A 14,851-nucleotide genomic window follows, 5' to 3' on the forward strand; every position below is an offset into this window, starting at 1 on the left:
TGGCTGGTCCACTGGTCGGGCTGGGTGGAACGTGATGGCAAAACTTGTCCTCGCTCTCTGGCCTGTTTCCGCCAATTGTAGAGGGTTGTTGCAGTGATGCCTTCCTGTTTGGCCAATTCCGGGATGGTCATGCTCATAGGCGGCGCCATCTTCTTGAGGATGGCTTCCTTACGCTCTGTGGAATAACGCACGTTGATCACCTCTCAATCCGTTTAGGTGACAACTACGCTGGCAGATAGGGTGTATCTGCAACAGCTGCTCCAGCGCCAGATGCAGCCAGTCGAAAGTATCAAGGGGCCTCACGACCCGCGCTGGCACGCCACTTTGTGCAGCGGTGGCGGGGCTGTCAGGCGGAGTGTGCTCACCCAGCAGCTCCGCCAGGCTCTCGATCTGGATGCCTTCGCGTAATGCGAATGTCTCAAGCTCGCCACTGGCCAGCCAGATCTCCTGAATCACCGTCGGCACCGCACTCATGGCACAGGCGTAGTCGAGAATCTCGCCGCGCTCGCGTTCTGCTGCAATGCGCGCGGCATGCGCCAGCAGTTGGGCGCTCAAGACCGGAAAGCGCGCCTTGGCAATGCGTGGCGGCAGGTGCGAGTGGCCAGGTCCGGGCGCTCGCCAGCGGCGCAGCGCAGGAGAGAGCTGGGTGGAAGAGCCCGGCATTGAAGCGTCTGACGACGCACAAGCAGACGGGTGATCAGTCTTGGAGGCCATGTGGATAAACTCCAGCGCGAAGGGCGAACCGGCAGGCCGGTCGAGGGTCTAGGGTCTAGGGTCTAGGGACAAAGGTCAGGGCGAGGCAGCAAAGGCGCTAGCCACTGATGGATCAGACAGCGAGAAAGGCAGAGTGTTGGATGGCGGGAGAGTCAGCGCCTCTTGCGCGGCAGTCACTGCTGCTGTTTTGCCCAACAATGGCAGCTTGAGGGCGCTAAAACCTTCGATGCGGCAGGCGTTTGCGCCAAGGGACGCGAGGTGGGATTACGCTGCCAAGTGATTAATTTTGCGAGAAAAATCATCAATCGATGCAACCAGGCGGCCACTTCGTGCGTACACAGCAGTACGTGCCTGCTGCGTTGCAGCGCTGGCCCATTCCCCCTGGAGAGAATTGACATGACGAAGTACGCCGATCGAATCCGCATTTCCCTGTTGCTGCTGCGCCTCGGGGTCTTCCTCGTGATCACGATGTGGACACTGGACAAGTTCTTCAATCCTGGCCACGCCGCCGCCATCTTCGAGAAGTTCTATGCCATCGGTGGCATGGGTGAGGGCATCGTCATCGCGATTGCCGTCATCGAGATGGTGCTGTTGCTGCTGTTCGTCACCGGCGTGAAGAAGACCCTCACCTACGGTCTGGTGCTGTTGCTGCACGCCGGGTCTACCTTCTCTGCCTTCAAGCAGTATCTGGACCCGTTCGATCACCTGCTGTTCTTCGCCGCCTGGCCGATGCTGGCCGCCTGTGTCGCGCTGTTCATGCTGCGCGAGATCGACACCTGCTTCACCCTCGGTGGCAAGCAGGCGCGTCTTGAGGAAGAAGCGGCACGCTAAGTGACCGCGGCCGAGCTGGCTGCAAGGTTCGGCCAAAGCTCTTGCTGAGATGACACACAAAAGCGCCGCTCGGGACATGCCCGGGCGGCGCTTTTGTGTGGGGAGGTATCGCCATCGTGCGTCTGCGTGTGGCCTTTCTTGCTTGCGCCGGGGAGAGTTGGGGCTCCAGCGTCGTTATGTGTTATTTCTTGTTGTTCTTATCCAAAAGGCAATGATTTGGATTATTTACAGGTGGTAAGGCCCATGATGGCTTCTTCTGTGCTCCATAACCGGCATTACGTAATCATCTGATGGCAAGGCCCACAGGCAGCACTGTGCTTGCTCAGGTCACGCCATGCCTTGCTACGCCATGCGGGATTTCTGCTGCAGGCCCAGTGAGTCACTCAGCACCTTGAGGGCGCTGGAGAACTCCTCGGCTTCGCTCGCCTGTGCGAGACTCTCCGCGCTGGCTTTCTCACTGACGACACTGTTTGCGATGGTCTTTTCGCTGGTCATTCCACTGCCGCTGACGCTGGCCATGCCGCGATCGCTGGCGATCACCTGATCGACGGAGTGAGCAGTGTCGCTGCCGAGTGCGTCGTCACTGGCGTTGCGCGCGATGATGGCGTGGAGGGCCGGCAGGCTGGCGTGATTGTGGAACTGCCAGACGCCGTAGATGCGGCCATCGAAGGAGGCTTCACTGCCCAGCGTCGGGTCGACGGCAAGACCGGCGCCCAGCCCGAACATGTAGAGGCCTGCAAGACGCTGGCCGTGGATGTCGCAGGGGTTGCCGTTGGCATCGGAATCCAGCCCGCCATTCACTTCACGCAACGTGATGGGCTGATGATGGGCGTCGCTGATGATGGGCAGAATCGGCTGATAGCCGTTGCACTGCACCACGATGGGCGCGTCGGCGAGCACTTCGCTGGCCAGTTCCAGGCGTTGGGCACTGCCGGGGCCGGTCTGTACCAGCTGGATGTCCATCGCGCACTCTTCGATGCGGCCGGTGGCCAGAATTTCCTGGCCGATGGCCAGTGCCCGGTAGCGCAGCCCGCCGGAACGGTTGATGCGACCGCTGATCGGGCACACATCGCGCTCGGTATCGTAGTGATAGCCTGCGGCGCGCGCTTCTTCGGCGTTCTCGAAGAACAGCCGAATCGGCGAGCGATGCAGCAGGGTGATCTCCTTGACGCGGGTATTGCGCAGCGCGTCGGCCAGCACGTCGAGCATCGAGAAGGCGCTGTGCGAGCCACCCACCACGCAGACGCGACCACCACGGCGCAGGCGCGGCAGCAGCAGGCTGCGCAGCTGTCCCGGCGGCATGCGCAACAGCTCGTCGCCGCTGTAGATGCGTGCGCGCCGCGACGGTGTCAGTCCCTGACGGTGGAGGCTCTGGGTCAATCGCTCCGGGCACTGCTGGCCGCCCAGATTGAGCACCAGATTCTCGGTGCGCAGTCGCGACGTGCGCTGGGCCACTTCCGGTTCATGTGAGAGGGTCAGAATGCTGGTGCCGTCGAGGTACTGCAGCGTGTCCAGGCTGGTGCCGCACCACATCTCGACGCCCGGCAGGGCGGTGATGTGCGCCAATACCAGGGCACTGGCGGCTTCCAGCAGCTCGCCGATCTCATCGAGTCGCGGGGAGGAGTAGGGATCGGCCCGGATTCGCTCCAGGCAGGGTTCGCCTTCGAGCGGGGCCAGCACGTCGGCGAGCGCCGGGTCGCGCAGGCAGTCGAGGAACACATCGCCGACCGAGTTGGCGGTGATGCGATATTCGCCCAGCCGACCTGCGCCAAGCTTGCCGCTGGCGTGGGTGCCGCCGGCATCGAGAATCAACAGTCCGTGGCGGGCCAGTGTCGTGATCTGGCCTGTCTTGAGGGCATTGAACAGAAATCCCATGCCTGCCGGGCCGACACCGGCCACGATACATCCGTAGCCCGTGATTCTTGAGAGGTCCTTCATGTCGTCTTGCTCCCTGGGTCGTAGTGACATCTTGTGGCTGTTTCGGTAGAGAGGTGTGACCCCCTCTGACAGCTGGCGGCTTGAAGACTGCGCCGCTCTATTGCTGCTCCCCTGTTGTCGGGGCAGCGGTGACCGTGGTGTTGCGGGTGGCAAAGATCGCCTGTCCGTGCGATATCATTTGCTCTTTGACGTGCTATTACAGCAACTTGCATGCGCGTTATGCCGTGCATTGCGGCAATGAAGCTGCCGGATTCACGTCAATGCTGTTTCCATGGTGTTGCCGGTTCTGAGTGCCGGTTCTGAGTGCCGGCGACCTGTGCCTTGCGCCGGGCTTGATGACCGTTTTCATGACCAGCGTGATGACCGGCTTCGCACGAGCTGTCAGTACGCTTGCAACGATCCAATTCGGGAGACCACCCCGAGATTGAAAACGCCTGTGCGGCACGGACAGCATTTCGCTATCTGCAAGTCATTGATATTCATGACATCGATTCAGATGGAGCCTCTGGGCGCGCAGCGGCACCGCTGCGGTAGCCGAGCGGTATCCAGCAGCACATCACTGATGAGAGGTGGCATTCCTCATACCCGGTATGGGGGTGGGCCCATCTCGGTATGCGCCAATCCTGGTGTGTCATTGGCACTGATAGTCTGAGGCAGATAACAAGAACGTCTTGATGATTATCCCGTCACGAATGTCGGCGCCATTTTCGTGAAGTGCGCTGCAGGAAATGCACGGCGTGAAATATGCAGCGACTCAGCCACCGACTGAAATTGGATTTCGTGACATGCCAACTGACCGTTGGCCATTTTGTTTAATTAACGATAATTAATAAATGATATTTGGCGGGAATCGAATCCTGTCGTGACGAAAATCATGCTTTGAGTTGAGTCACATTCGAGCTGGCTCATACGGTGTGCTGAGAGGTGAGTCTGGCGGGCAAGAGAGGGCGTTGCTCAAAAAGGCTATCTCGCCTGGGGAGCCGGTATCAGGTGCTGGCATCCGTGGCAGGCGTTAGTGGCCACGCTCTGCTATGCTCTGCGCCCGCGCGTAAGCCCGTTCGGCTCGTGCCTGTTCATCGATTGAAGGAATGTCCCCGTGACTGACGCCACCGCCACCCCTGCCTTTGCCTCTCTGGCGCTGGCGCCCGAGCTGCTCGACAACCTCGCCACGCTCGAATATCACACCATGACGCCGATTCAGGCGCAGAGCCTGCCGCCGATGCTGCAAGGCCGCGATGTCATCGCCCAGGGCCAGACCGGCTCCGGCAAGACCGCTGCCTTCGGCCTGGGGCTGCTGTCACGCCTCAAGGTCTCGCGCTTCCGTGTGCAGTCACTGGTGCTGTGCCCGACGCGTGAGCTGGCCGATCAGGTCGCCGGCGAGATCCGTCGTCTGGCGCGCGGCCTGCACAACGTCAAGGTGCTGACTCTGTGCGGCGGCGCGCCCTTCGGCCCGCAGCTGGGCTCGCTGGAACACGGCGCGCATATCATCGTCGGCACGCCGGGGCGCGTGGATGAGCACCTGCGCAAGGGCAGCCTGAGCCTGGTCGAGCTCAATACCCTGGTGCTGGATGAAGCCGACCGCATGCTCGACATGGGCTTCGCCGAGGTGCTGGATGCCATCGTCGCCGAGACCCCGGAAGAGCGTCAGACGCTGCTGTTCAGCGCGACCTTCGCCGATGGCGTGCGTCCGATCGCCGAGCGCATGCTGCGTGATCCGGTCAGCATCGAGGTGGCCTCCACCCACGATGACAGCAGCATCCGTCAGCTGTTTCACCGTGTCGCCGATGACGAGGCGCGCTTCGAGGCGCTGCGTATCCTGCTGCTCAAGTACCGCCCGGAATCCAGCGTGGTGTTCTGCAACACCAAGCGCCAGGCGCAGGAAGTCAGCGACGCGCTCAATGAGCACGGCTTCAGTGCCATGGCGCTGCACGGTGATCTCGAACAGCGCGAGCGCGACCAGACACTGGTGATGTTCGCCAACAAGAGCACCTCGATTCTGGTGGCCACTGACGTCGCGGCGCGCGGGCTGGATATCGAAGCGCTGGACGCGGTGTTCAACTACGAGATCGCGCGTGATCTCGACGCTCACGTGCACCGTGTCGGGCGTACCGGCCGTGCCGGCAGCTCCGGCATCGCCTGCACGCTGTACACCGAGAAGGAAGACTATCGTCTGACCAAGCTGGGTGAATTCCTCGAGCAGACGCTGGAAGCCGAGCCGCTGCCCTCGAAAAGCATGCTGACGCGCGAGCCGTTCCATGCGCGCATGGCGACGCTGCAGATCGACGGCGGCAAGAAGGACAAGCTGCGTCCCGGCGACATCCTCGGCGCTCTGACCGGTGACGGCGGCCTGGAAGGCAGCAAGATCGGCAAGATCAAGGTACTGGCGCGGACCACCTTCCTCGCCGTGGAGCGTGATGTCGCCAAGTCGGCACTCACCCAGCTGATGAACGGCAAGCTCAAGGGGCGCTCCTTCCGCGCGCGTCGTCTCAAGAGCTGAGGCGGGCAGCGTCGGCGCGATGCTCGAGCAGTGTCCGCGACGTGTCTGACCGGTATCGGCGAGAACCCTGAGAGGGACTGAACCAGGGTTTTCATCTGCCATGCGACCTTGATATCACCCCAAGCGATGCCCGCCACCACGGCGGGCATCGTGCTTTTTGAGCAGCAGATTGACGCTCGCAGCCGCTGCGGGCGGTGGCTAAGCTTGAGGTAACGTCCCTGACCATCAGGGCGCTGATCCGGTACCTCGTGATGACTGCCAACGCCGTCGATAATCTTCGCATTCGTGAAGAACGTCTCATTGATCATGAGCGCATCTACCGCATTCATGAATCCGTCTTTGCCGGCCATCGTGAAGCGCGCCTGGGTGACAGATTGCGTCGAGGCAATCTGGCGCAGATCTCGCTGGTGGCCGAGCGTGTCACCGACCCGGAGACCGGCCGCCATCTCAGTGAAGGCGAGGGCGGCCTGCTGGGGCATGTGATGGTGTCGCGCGTGGAGCTTTCCGGCTACCCGGACCGCGTGCTGATGGCGCTGGCGCCGCTGGCGGTGCTGCCCCAGCATCAGCGTCACGGCATCGGCAAGCGACTGGTGATCTCGGCGGTCAAGCGCTGTCGGCTGCTCGGGGCGGGGGCCGTGGTGGCGGCAGGCCATGCGGATTTCTATACCCATCTGGGCTTTCATCCGGCGTGTCATTACGGGCTCTACTGCCATCATGACGACGTGCCGGGTTCCTTCGTCGCCTTCGAGCTGCTGCCGGACTATCTGGAGGGGCTGGGCGGTGAAGTGCAGTTTCCCGATACCTTCTCTGAGCTTGGTATTTGATCAGCAACAGGCAACTCGGCGTTGCGTGACCCTTGAAACGACAAGGCTCCCGCTCCATGTCATGGGTAACACCACGTGGCAGCCTGAGTGTGATGGCAGCTGTCGCGTCATTCCGACCGATGATTCAAGGAGAGACATCATGAAGCTCAAGACTCTGGGTAGTTCGCTGATGATTGCCATGCTCGGTCTCGGTGGCCTGTCGCTCGCCGGTTGCGAGGACGAAGGTCCGATGGAGAAGGCCGGTGAGAAGATGGACAACGCCGTCGAGGAAGCCGGTGATAGCGTCGAGAACGCCACCGATAGCTGAGGCTCGGCTGCCAGCGCTGCGATGAGTCGCCGCTGACCTGAGCTGTCGCCAGACACAAGAAGGCTAGGGGAGAAGGAAGTCCGCTTATGCCGAGGCAGGCTGTTGCTCGCTCTGCTGCTTGCGGTCCGCGACGGCGGCGTCGTAGGCGCGGCTTTCCTCGGCTTCGGTGGCGGCGCTGAAACGCACCAGCAGCGCGAACAGCGAGATCACGATCACGCCCATGCCCAGGTACATCAGGCCTTCCTGGTAGGTCAGCTCCTCACTGCGGAACAGGAAGCCCGCGGCGACCGCGCCTGCGTTGCCGCCCGCACCGACGATACCGGCGACCGCGCCGAGTGCCTTGCGATTGACGAAGGGCACGATACCGAAGGTCGCGCCTTCCGCCATCTGCACGAAGAGGCTGAAGACCAGCATGATGCCGATGGCCACCGCGAGGGTTTCCATCTGGGCGAAGCCGACCAGCGCCACGCCTTCACACAGCAGCGCGATGAACAGCCAGCGCACGCGGCCCTTGAGGCCGGACTGGCGGGCGAACAGGTCGGAGAACACGCCGCCCAGGGTGCGGGCGAACAGGTTCATCAGGCCGAACAGGCCCGCGATGAGACCGGCGGTGGCAAGATCGAGATCGAAGTGATCGAAGAAGTAGATGGCGGCGACGTTGTTGATGGTCAGCTCGACCCCGAAGCAGGCGCCATAGACGAGGAACAGGGCCCAGACACGGATGTCGCGTGCCGCCGCGCCGAAGGTGGCGCGCATGCTGTATTCCTTCTCGGCCTTGGGCAGCTCACCACGCTCACGCAGCTCGCTGAAGTTGCCGTCCGGCGCATCCTGGGTGAAGAAGTAGTAGGCGATACCGGTCAGGAACAGCACGATGCCCGGCACGACCATCGCCAGACGCCAGCCCAGGGTCTGCTCGACGCCCAGCATCAGCAGGCCGGCCATCACCAGCGGCATCAGCATCTGGGTGGTGCCGCCGCCCAGGTTGCCCCAGCCCGCGGTGGTGGCGTTGGCGGTGCCGACCACGTTGGGGCCGAACATCACGGAGGTGTGGTACTGGGTGATGACGAAGGAGGCGCCGATGGCACCGATGGCCAGGCGGGCCAGGAAGAAGGATTCGAAGCTGTCGGCGAAGCCGATGCACATCACCGGCAGCGAGCCGAGGCACAGCAGCCAGGTGTAGGCCTTGCGTGGCCCGATGCGATCACACAGCACGCCGATGGCGAGACGCACGATCACCGTGATGGCGACGGAGGCGATGATGGTGTTGCCGATCTGGGTCTTGGTCAGGCCGAGGTCGTCACGCACCACGGCCATCAGCGGCGCGATGCCGAACCAGCCGAAGAAGCAGACGTGGAAGGCGAACCACGACATGTGGAAGGCGCGCATTTGCGGGGTGTTGAAGCTGAACAGCCGGATGCGGCTGGCCTTGTTGCGGATATCCATGAGTGGGCTCCTGATTCAGCGTCGGTGCCGGGCACGAGGTCAGGTGTGCTCGGCGAGTGGTCGAACGGCTGTGAATGAACGACAGCAAGGGCGCCTCGTCATTGAGGGGCCTGGTTCGACGCACTCGTACTCCGAAGAGCCTGGTCCACGTCATGGATAGCGATGGCAGCAGTCGGTGATGCCATGGTTGCCGGCAGCAGAGCGTCTGTGCGGCAAGTGACAGGAACAAAGCAAGTAGCGCGCCAGTTGCGGGGGTGTGGGCGGGACAAGTCCCAGAAGATCAATGGCTTGGCGAGGGCGGTGGGTTGGCACGCGCAGGCCGTGTCCCAGGCTGGACGCGCGCTCGATGCGCGCTGGCGGTGCGTCAGCAAGGCGCGAGGTACCAGTCTGGCGCACGCAGATGGCGCTGGGAGGGTCGGCAAGGCGCGTGCCTCATTGCAGTGCAGCGACGCTTTCGGCTCGGCCGCTCTGAAGGCCTTTGGCCGCAGGGTTGCACCAGATTGCGGCACGAATCCTGCTTGGGTGTACGGCAAGTCTCATGCCCGACCCAAGGAAACCTGACATGCCCGTGACCGTGCTGATCGTCGATGTCCGCAGTGAGCGCTCCGCCGCGCTGGAGCAGGCGCTATTGAGCGCCGGCTTCGAGGTGGCGCTGCGCGTTGACGAGCACGAGGACCTGCACGCGCTGGTCGAGCAGCATCAACCCGATGCGGTGATCATCGACGCCGACCTGCCCAGCCGCGACACCCTGGAGCATCTCGGCCAGCTGGGGCGACGCTATCCCAAGCCGATGATCATGCTGGCCAGTGAAGATGCCCCGGACCTCGTGCGTGAGGCGGCCGGCGCCGGTGTCTCGGCCTATGTGGTGGACCACGTCATGCCAGCGATGGTGCGCAGCATGGTCGAGGTCGCCATCACCAGCTTCGAGGCGCACCGTGCGCTCAAGGGGGAGCTCAACCGTACCCAGACCACATTGGTGCAGCGGCGCAGCGTCGATCGCGCCAAGGCCGTGGTGATGGAGACGCGCGGGCTCAGTGAAGATGCCGCCTATCAATACCTGCGCAAGACCGCCATGAACCGGCGCCTGGCCCTGCATGAGCTGGCCGATGAGCTGCTCAAGGCCGCGCGTCGGCGCTGAGCCGGTCGCCGTACTGTCCTTCTCTCTCGATCGTTCAAGAGGTGTGCGTGATGCCCACAGATGTACCCCTGAATGGCCATCAGCTGACGCTGGGCCTGATGCCACTCAATGATGCCGCGCCCTTCGTGGTCGCTGAGCAGTTGGGGCTTTTCCGCGAGGAGGGGCTGGCGGTGACACTCAAGTGGCAACCCTCGTGGGCGGCGTTGCGTGATGACCTGCAGACCGGTGTGCTGCAGGGGGCGCAGATGCTGGCGCTGATGCCGCTGACCTCGACCCTGGGCCTGGATGGCCGCGCCACGCCGGTGATCAGTGCCATGACGCTCAACCTGGGCGGCAACTCCATCACGCTGTCGCGCGCGCTGATGGCCACCCTCGGCGAGGACGGCCACGACCTCTCCAGTCCGTTGCAGGTCGCGAAGGCGCTGGCGGCGCATGTGCGCGAGCGCAAGCAGCGTGGCGAGCCACTGCTCAAGCTGGCCAGCGTGCACCCGTTCTCCTCGCATCGTTATCTGTTGCGCTACTGGCTGGCGGCGGGCGGCATCAATCCGGACCGCGACGTCGAGATGCGCGCCGTGGCGCCGCCGCTGATGGCGGCGCAGCTGGCCAGCGGTGCGCTGGATGGCTTCTGTGTCGGTGAGCCCTGGAACAGCCTGGCGGCGGCGCAGGGCATGGGGCAGGTGGTGGCGGGCAGTCACGATATCTGGCGCTTCGGGCAGGAAAAGGTGCTGGGCGTGCGCGAGGACTGGGCGGAGCAGCATCCGCTGGCGCATCAGGCGCTGATTCGCGCGCTGCTCAATGCCTGCGCCTGGCTGGACCGCCCCGGCAATCGGGCGAAAGCCGCCGAGTGGCTGCACGACGAGGGCATGCCGGAGGTGCCGATGAGCGTGGTGACACGCGGGCTGGAGGATGTCGATGTCGAGCAGTCGGTGGAGGAGTTTCAGCAGCACAACCCCGGCTGGACCATCTTCCATCGCTACGCAGCCAACTTCCCGTGGCGTTCCCAGACGCGCTGGTACATCGCCCAGATGCAGCGCTGGGGGCATCTGCAGGGCTTCAATGACGAGGATCTCGAGGCGACGCTGACACGTTGTGTGCGCCCGGACCTCTACCGCACGGCGGCCCGCAAGCTGGGCATGGTGGTGCCGGTGGCGGATGAGCGCAGCGAAGGCACGCACCCGGCGCCCTGGTGGCTGAGCGGCGAGGCGGGCCAGGTGCCGATGCCGGCGGATGGCTTCATCGATGGCGCGGTCTTCGAGTGACGTCGCGGGCGCGGTCCTTGCCGGTCCGCGCTGGCGCGGGATTGCACGGCACTTGCAGAGAAGTCGCCATCTCCTTTGCCGGATGACAGGGCAAACCTGACGGCTCAGACATGTTGGCAGTGCGGTTGTGATATTCTCATCGCACTGCCAGCACCGCGTCAGGGGATCGCATGACCACTCGCAAGTCTCAGATTCGCAAGGATAATGTCGGCCGCATCCTGCTCGCCGCCGAAAAGATCTTCGCTCTCAAGGGCTATGTCGGCGCCAGCATGGTCGATATTGCCGCCGAGGTAGAGCTGCCCAAGTCCAATCTGCATTACTACTTCAGCACCAAGGAAGCGCTGTATCGCGCGGTGCTCGATGGCCTGCTGGCGCTGTGGAAGGAAGATGCGCTGTGCTTCGAGGCCTACGACGACCCGCAGCTGGTGCTCTCCACCTACATTCGCGCCAAGATGATGCACTCGCGCCAGCGCCCCTATGGCTCCAAGGTGTGGGCCAGCGAGATCATGCAGGGTGCGCCGGTGCTGGGCGAAGAGCTGACGGTGTGGCTCGACGAGTGGGCCGAGATGAAGAAGTCACGCCTGCGCCAGTGGATCGGCGAGGGCCGCATCGACAACGTCGATGCCTCCGCCTACCTGTACATGATCTGGGCCAGCACCCAGCACTACGCCGACTTCGATCATCAGATCGCGGTGCTCAATCAGGGCAAGGCGCTGAGTGATCGGGAATTCGAACAGGCGGTGCAGAACGTCACGCGGGTGCTGCTGAAGGGCGTCGGTTTGTCCGCCTGAGCCAGCAGGTGACTTCATGGTTTTGTTATCATGAAGCTAATCATGGTCATCATTGGTGGGTCATCAGGCCAATGAGGAAGGGGCTGCCATTGCTGGCAGCCCCTTTTTTGGTTCCCATCTATTGCTACCTGCGCCCCGCGATCAAAGGAGCACCAGACGATCAGGCCGCGCGATGCGGATTGCGTGGGTCCTCCATCCAGTTCATGTATGGCTTGCCGGTGTCCTGCACTTCCATGGTGATGCAGTCCTCGACCGGGCAGGTGATCTCGCACAGGTTGCAGCCCACGCAGTCGGCGTCCTTTACCTCATAGCGGGCGGTGCCGTTGTCCTTGGCCAGATGCATGATGGCCTGGTGCGAGGTGTCCTCGCAGGCGATGTAACAGCGTCCGCAGCCGATGCACTTGTCCTGGTCGATGCGGGCGATCACCTGATAGTTCATGTCCAGCTGCTTCCAGTCGGTGGTGTTGGGCACCGCCGCGCGCGAGAATTCATCGATACGCTGATAGCCCTTGCTGTCCATCCAACGCCCCAGGCCATCCTTCATCTCCTCGACGATACGGAAGCCGTGCAGCATCGCCGCCGTGCACACCTGCACGCTGCCCGCGCCGAGGGCGATGAATTCCGCGGCATCTTCCCAGTTGGAGATGCCGCCGATGCCGGAGATCGGCAGATTGGCGGTTTCCGGCGTGCGCGCTATCTCGGCCACCATGTTCAGCGCGATGGGCTTCACGGCGCTGCCGCAATAGCCGCCGTGGGTGCTGCGGTCACCGACGATGGGATGCGCGACCATGCGGTCGAGATCCAGATGGGTGATGGAGTTGATGGTGTTGATCAGCGAGACGGCATCGGCGCCACCCCGCCAGGCGGCCTTGGCTGGTTCACGCACGTCGGTGATGTTGGGGGTCAGTTTGACGATCACCGGCAGCGAGCTGTAGGTCTTGCACCAGCGCGTGACCTGCTCGACATACTCCGGCACCTGGCCCACCGCCGCGCCCATGCCGCGTTCCGGCATGCCGTGGGGGCAGCCGAAGTTGAGTTCGATGCCGTCACAGCCGGTGGCCTCGACCTGCGGCAGGATTGTCTTCCAGGCCTCCTCCTCACACGGCACCATCAGCGAGACGATCAGCGCGCGGTCCGGCCAGTCCTTCTTGACCTGGGTGATCTCGCGCAGGTTGATCTCCAGCGAGCGGTCGGTGATCAGTTCGATGTTGTTGAAACCGCTGACCTCGCCGTTCGGGCCATAGTGCGCCGAGTAGCGGGAGGAGACGTTCACCGCGGCCGGGTCTTCGCCGAGGGTCTTCCAGACCACGCCACCCCAGCCGGCCTCGAAGGCGCGTACCACGTTGTAGGCCTTGTCGGTGGGCGGGGCGCTGGCCAGCCAGAAGGGGTTGGGGGCGCGGATGCCGGCGAAGTTGACCGACAGATCGGCCTTGTAGCTGGCGACGTGATCGCCAGCCGCTGAAGAACTTGAACCAGCACCTGCCGGGCGGGCGTTGTCATCATTGAGCGGGGTATGAATGGTCATCAGGCGGCCTCCACCTTGAGCATCAGATCGTGATGGATGGCCTCGGCGGCCAGCTTGCCGTGGGCGACGGCTTGAACGGTCAGGTCCTGCCCGCGGGCGATGCAGTCACCGCCGGCATAGACGCCGGGCAGACTGGTGCGCAGCATCTCGTCCACCTCTATCCTGGCCCCCTCGCGGGCCAGCCCTGCGGCATGGACGTCGCTCAGGCTCGCGTCATCGAAGCCCTGACCGATGGCGGTGAAGACCCCATCGCAGGCCAGCGTGAAGGTCTCGCCGGTATCGACGAGGCGGCCATCCTCGACCCGCGTGCGCGCGAACTGCATCGCGCTGAGCGCGGCGTCATCACCTTCTTCGCTTCTACCACTATCGTTTGCCACATCGATCGCCAGCGGGCGCGCCCAGGTGTGGATCATCACGCCATTGGCGCGCGCGATTTCCTGCTCGTGATGGGTAGCGGACATCTGCTCCTCGCCACGCCGATAGACCAGGTCCACCGTCTGCGCGCCGAGGCGCTTGGCCTGCACCGCGATATCGATGGCGGTGTTGCCGGCACCGATCACCACGGCGTGTCTGGGCACCGCGAGGGCGTTCAATTCGCCACTCTGACGCAGCACCTTGATGAAGTCGGTGGCCGCCATCAGGCCGCTGGTATCCTCGCCGGTCAGGCCGAGGGCATGGCTGGTACCAAGCCCGAGGCCCAGGAAGACGCTGTCGAATTCGCGTGTCAGGGAGGCCAGTGCCAGGTTGTCGCCGAGGCGCTGACCGTGGCGGATCTCGATGCCGCCGATCTCGAGCAGGAATTCGACTTCGCGGGCGGCGAAGTCATCGGTCAGCTTGTAGCGGGCGATGCCGTATTCGTTGAGGCCGCCGGCCTTTTCCTCGGCCTCGAAGATCACCACGTCGTGGCCGAAACGTGCCAGGCGATGGGCGCAGGAAAGCCCAGCAGGCCCGGCGCCGACCACCGCGATACGCCGGCCGGTGGTGGCGCCACGCGTGAACGGATGGGCTTCGAACTGGGCGTTGTCCAGCGCATGTCGCTGCAGCAGGCCGATCAGCACCGGCTGGCACTCATCGCCCTGATTGCGCACGCAGGACTGCTCGCAGAGGATCTCGGTGGGGCAGACGCGGGCGCAGCTGCCACCGAGGATATTGGCATCGAGAATCTCGCTGGCGGCGCCTTCGAGATTGTCATCGTGGATACGGCGAATGAAGGTCGGGATGTCGATGCTGGTCGGGCAGGCCTTGATGCAGGGTGCATCGTAGCAGTACAGACAGCGCGAGCTCTCGATGAAGGCCTGGCGCTTGCTGAGCGCCGGATGCAGGTCTGTGAAACGCGCACTCAGCGCCTCTTCCGCGAGCCCGCTCGGGGCCCAGTGGGAAGGAGTGGAGGATGTGGTCACGGTGTGGCTCCTGCCCGCGCTCAGGCGCGGGGTCGTTGTTGTTGGTCTTGCAGGCGAGTCGGGTTGCGCTTCTTGGTTGGCAGCGGCTTGTTTGGCAGTGCCAAGGGACCGGCAGCGCGTCAGGTGCGCCGCCAGGCCGTCGTTCAGTCGTGCCGTACTGGTCTCAGCCGTGTCGTACTGGTCT

General features: G+C 63.6%; 13 protein-coding genes. 7 read left to right on the forward strand and 6 right to left on the reverse strand.

Going from position 1 to position 14,851, the window contains the following annotated elements; all coding sequences use genetic code 11:
* A partial coding sequence (locus IZU87_RS01375; protein ID WP_213113455.1) for a transposase occupies positions 1 to 191 on the reverse strand: 191 nt, incomplete at its 3' end.
* Positions 169 to 714 carry a hypothetical protein gene (locus IZU87_RS01380; protein ID WP_213113456.1) on the reverse strand — a complete coding sequence of 182 codons (546 nt, stop codon included), beginning with the start codon at positions 712 to 714 and terminating at the stop codon, positions 169 to 171. The genes IZU87_RS01375 and IZU87_RS01380, both read right to left, overlap by 23 nt.
* A 396-nt stretch (positions 715 to 1,110) precedes the next feature.
* Here IZU87_RS01380 and IZU87_RS01385 point away from each other — a divergent pair, with 396 nt between their 5' ends.
* Complete coding sequence (locus IZU87_RS01385; protein ID WP_043333725.1) at positions 1,111 to 1,545, forward strand: hypothetical protein; 435 nt, start codon at positions 1,111 to 1,113, stop codon at positions 1,543 to 1,545.
* A 342-nt stretch (positions 1,546 to 1,887) separates the two neighbouring features.
* Here the strand turns inward: IZU87_RS01385 and IZU87_RS01390 are convergent, their stop codons facing one another.
* Positions 1,888 to 3,483, reverse strand: coding sequence for a hypothetical protein (locus tag IZU87_RS01390; RefSeq protein WP_213113457.1), 1,596 nt, complete (start codon positions 3,481 to 3,483; stop codon positions 1,888 to 1,890).
* 1,096 nt (positions 3,484 to 4,579) lie between these two features.
* Between IZU87_RS01390 and dbpA the strand changes: the two genes are divergently transcribed.
* The 3 genes from dbpA to IZU87_RS01405 all read left to right on the forward strand — a co-directional run bounded on the left by dbpA (position 4,580) and on the right by IZU87_RS01405 (position 7,111).
* Positions 4,580 to 5,980, forward strand: coding sequence for an ATP-dependent RNA helicase DbpA (gene dbpA, locus IZU87_RS01395; protein ID WP_043333726.1), 1,401 nt, complete (start codon positions 4,580 to 4,582; stop codon positions 5,978 to 5,980).
* A 251-nt stretch (positions 5,981 to 6,231) separates the two neighbouring features.
* Positions 6,232 to 6,804, forward strand: a complete 573-nt coding sequence (locus IZU87_RS01400; protein WP_054555319.1) for a GNAT family N-acetyltransferase — start codon at positions 6,232 to 6,234, stop codon at positions 6,802 to 6,804.
* A gap of 139 nt (positions 6,805 to 6,943) precedes the next feature.
* The gene (locus IZU87_RS01405; RefSeq protein ID WP_166019763.1) at positions 6,944 to 7,111 is read left to right on the forward strand and encodes a hypothetical protein; all 168 of its coding nucleotides are present in this window, start codon (positions 6,944 to 6,946) and stop codon (positions 7,109 to 7,111) included.
* A gap of 84 nt (positions 7,112 to 7,195) precedes the next feature.
* Here the strand turns inward: IZU87_RS01405 and IZU87_RS01410 are convergent, their stop codons facing one another.
* Positions 7,196 to 8,554: a NarK family nitrate/nitrite MFS transporter gene (locus IZU87_RS01410; protein WP_043333727.1), complete on the reverse strand. Its 1,359-nt coding sequence runs from the start codon at positions 8,552 to 8,554 to the stop codon at positions 7,196 to 7,198.
* A gap of 562 nt (positions 8,555 to 9,116) precedes the next feature.
* On the opposite strand from IZU87_RS01410, the gene IZU87_RS01415 reads away from it, so the two are divergent.
* From IZU87_RS01415 to IZU87_RS01425, 3 genes are all read left to right on the forward strand, one after another.
* A complete protein-coding gene (locus IZU87_RS01415; protein WP_054555320.1) occupies positions 9,117 to 9,692 on the forward strand; it encodes an ANTAR domain-containing response regulator in 576 nt (191 codons plus the stop codon).
* Between the two features lie 50 nt (positions 9,693 to 9,742).
* Complete coding sequence (locus IZU87_RS01420; protein ID WP_166019765.1) at positions 9,743 to 10,951, forward strand: CmpA/NrtA family ABC transporter substrate-binding protein; 1,209 nt, start codon at positions 9,743 to 9,745, stop codon at positions 10,949 to 10,951.
* Between the two features lie 170 nt (positions 10,952 to 11,121).
* Entirely contained in the window at positions 11,122 to 11,742 is a 621-nt protein-coding gene (locus IZU87_RS01425) for a TetR/AcrR family transcriptional regulator (protein WP_043333730.1), read from the forward strand.
* A gap of 160 nt (positions 11,743 to 11,902) precedes the next feature.
* Here the strand turns inward: IZU87_RS01425 and preA are convergent, their stop codons facing one another.
* Both preA and IZU87_RS01435 read right to left on the reverse strand, forming a co-directional pair.
* Positions 11,903 to 13,267, reverse strand: a complete 1,365-nt coding sequence (gene preA / locus IZU87_RS01430; RefSeq protein ID WP_213113458.1) for an NAD-dependent dihydropyrimidine dehydrogenase subunit PreA — start codon at positions 13,265 to 13,267, stop codon at positions 11,903 to 11,905.
* Complete coding sequence (locus tag IZU87_RS01435) at positions 13,267 to 14,667, reverse strand: NAD(P)-dependent oxidoreductase (RefSeq protein ID WP_213113459.1); 1,401 nt, start codon at positions 14,665 to 14,667, stop codon at positions 13,267 to 13,269. The genes preA and IZU87_RS01435 overlap by 1 nt, the downstream gene beginning before the upstream one ends.
* Positions 14,668 to 14,851: the final 184 nt, after the last annotated feature.

It is taken from the genome of Cobetia sp. MC34, from assembly GCF_018340035.1.
GTDB classification, from domain to species: Bacteria; Pseudomonadota; Gammaproteobacteria; order Pseudomonadales; family Halomonadaceae; genus Cobetia; species Cobetia amphilecti.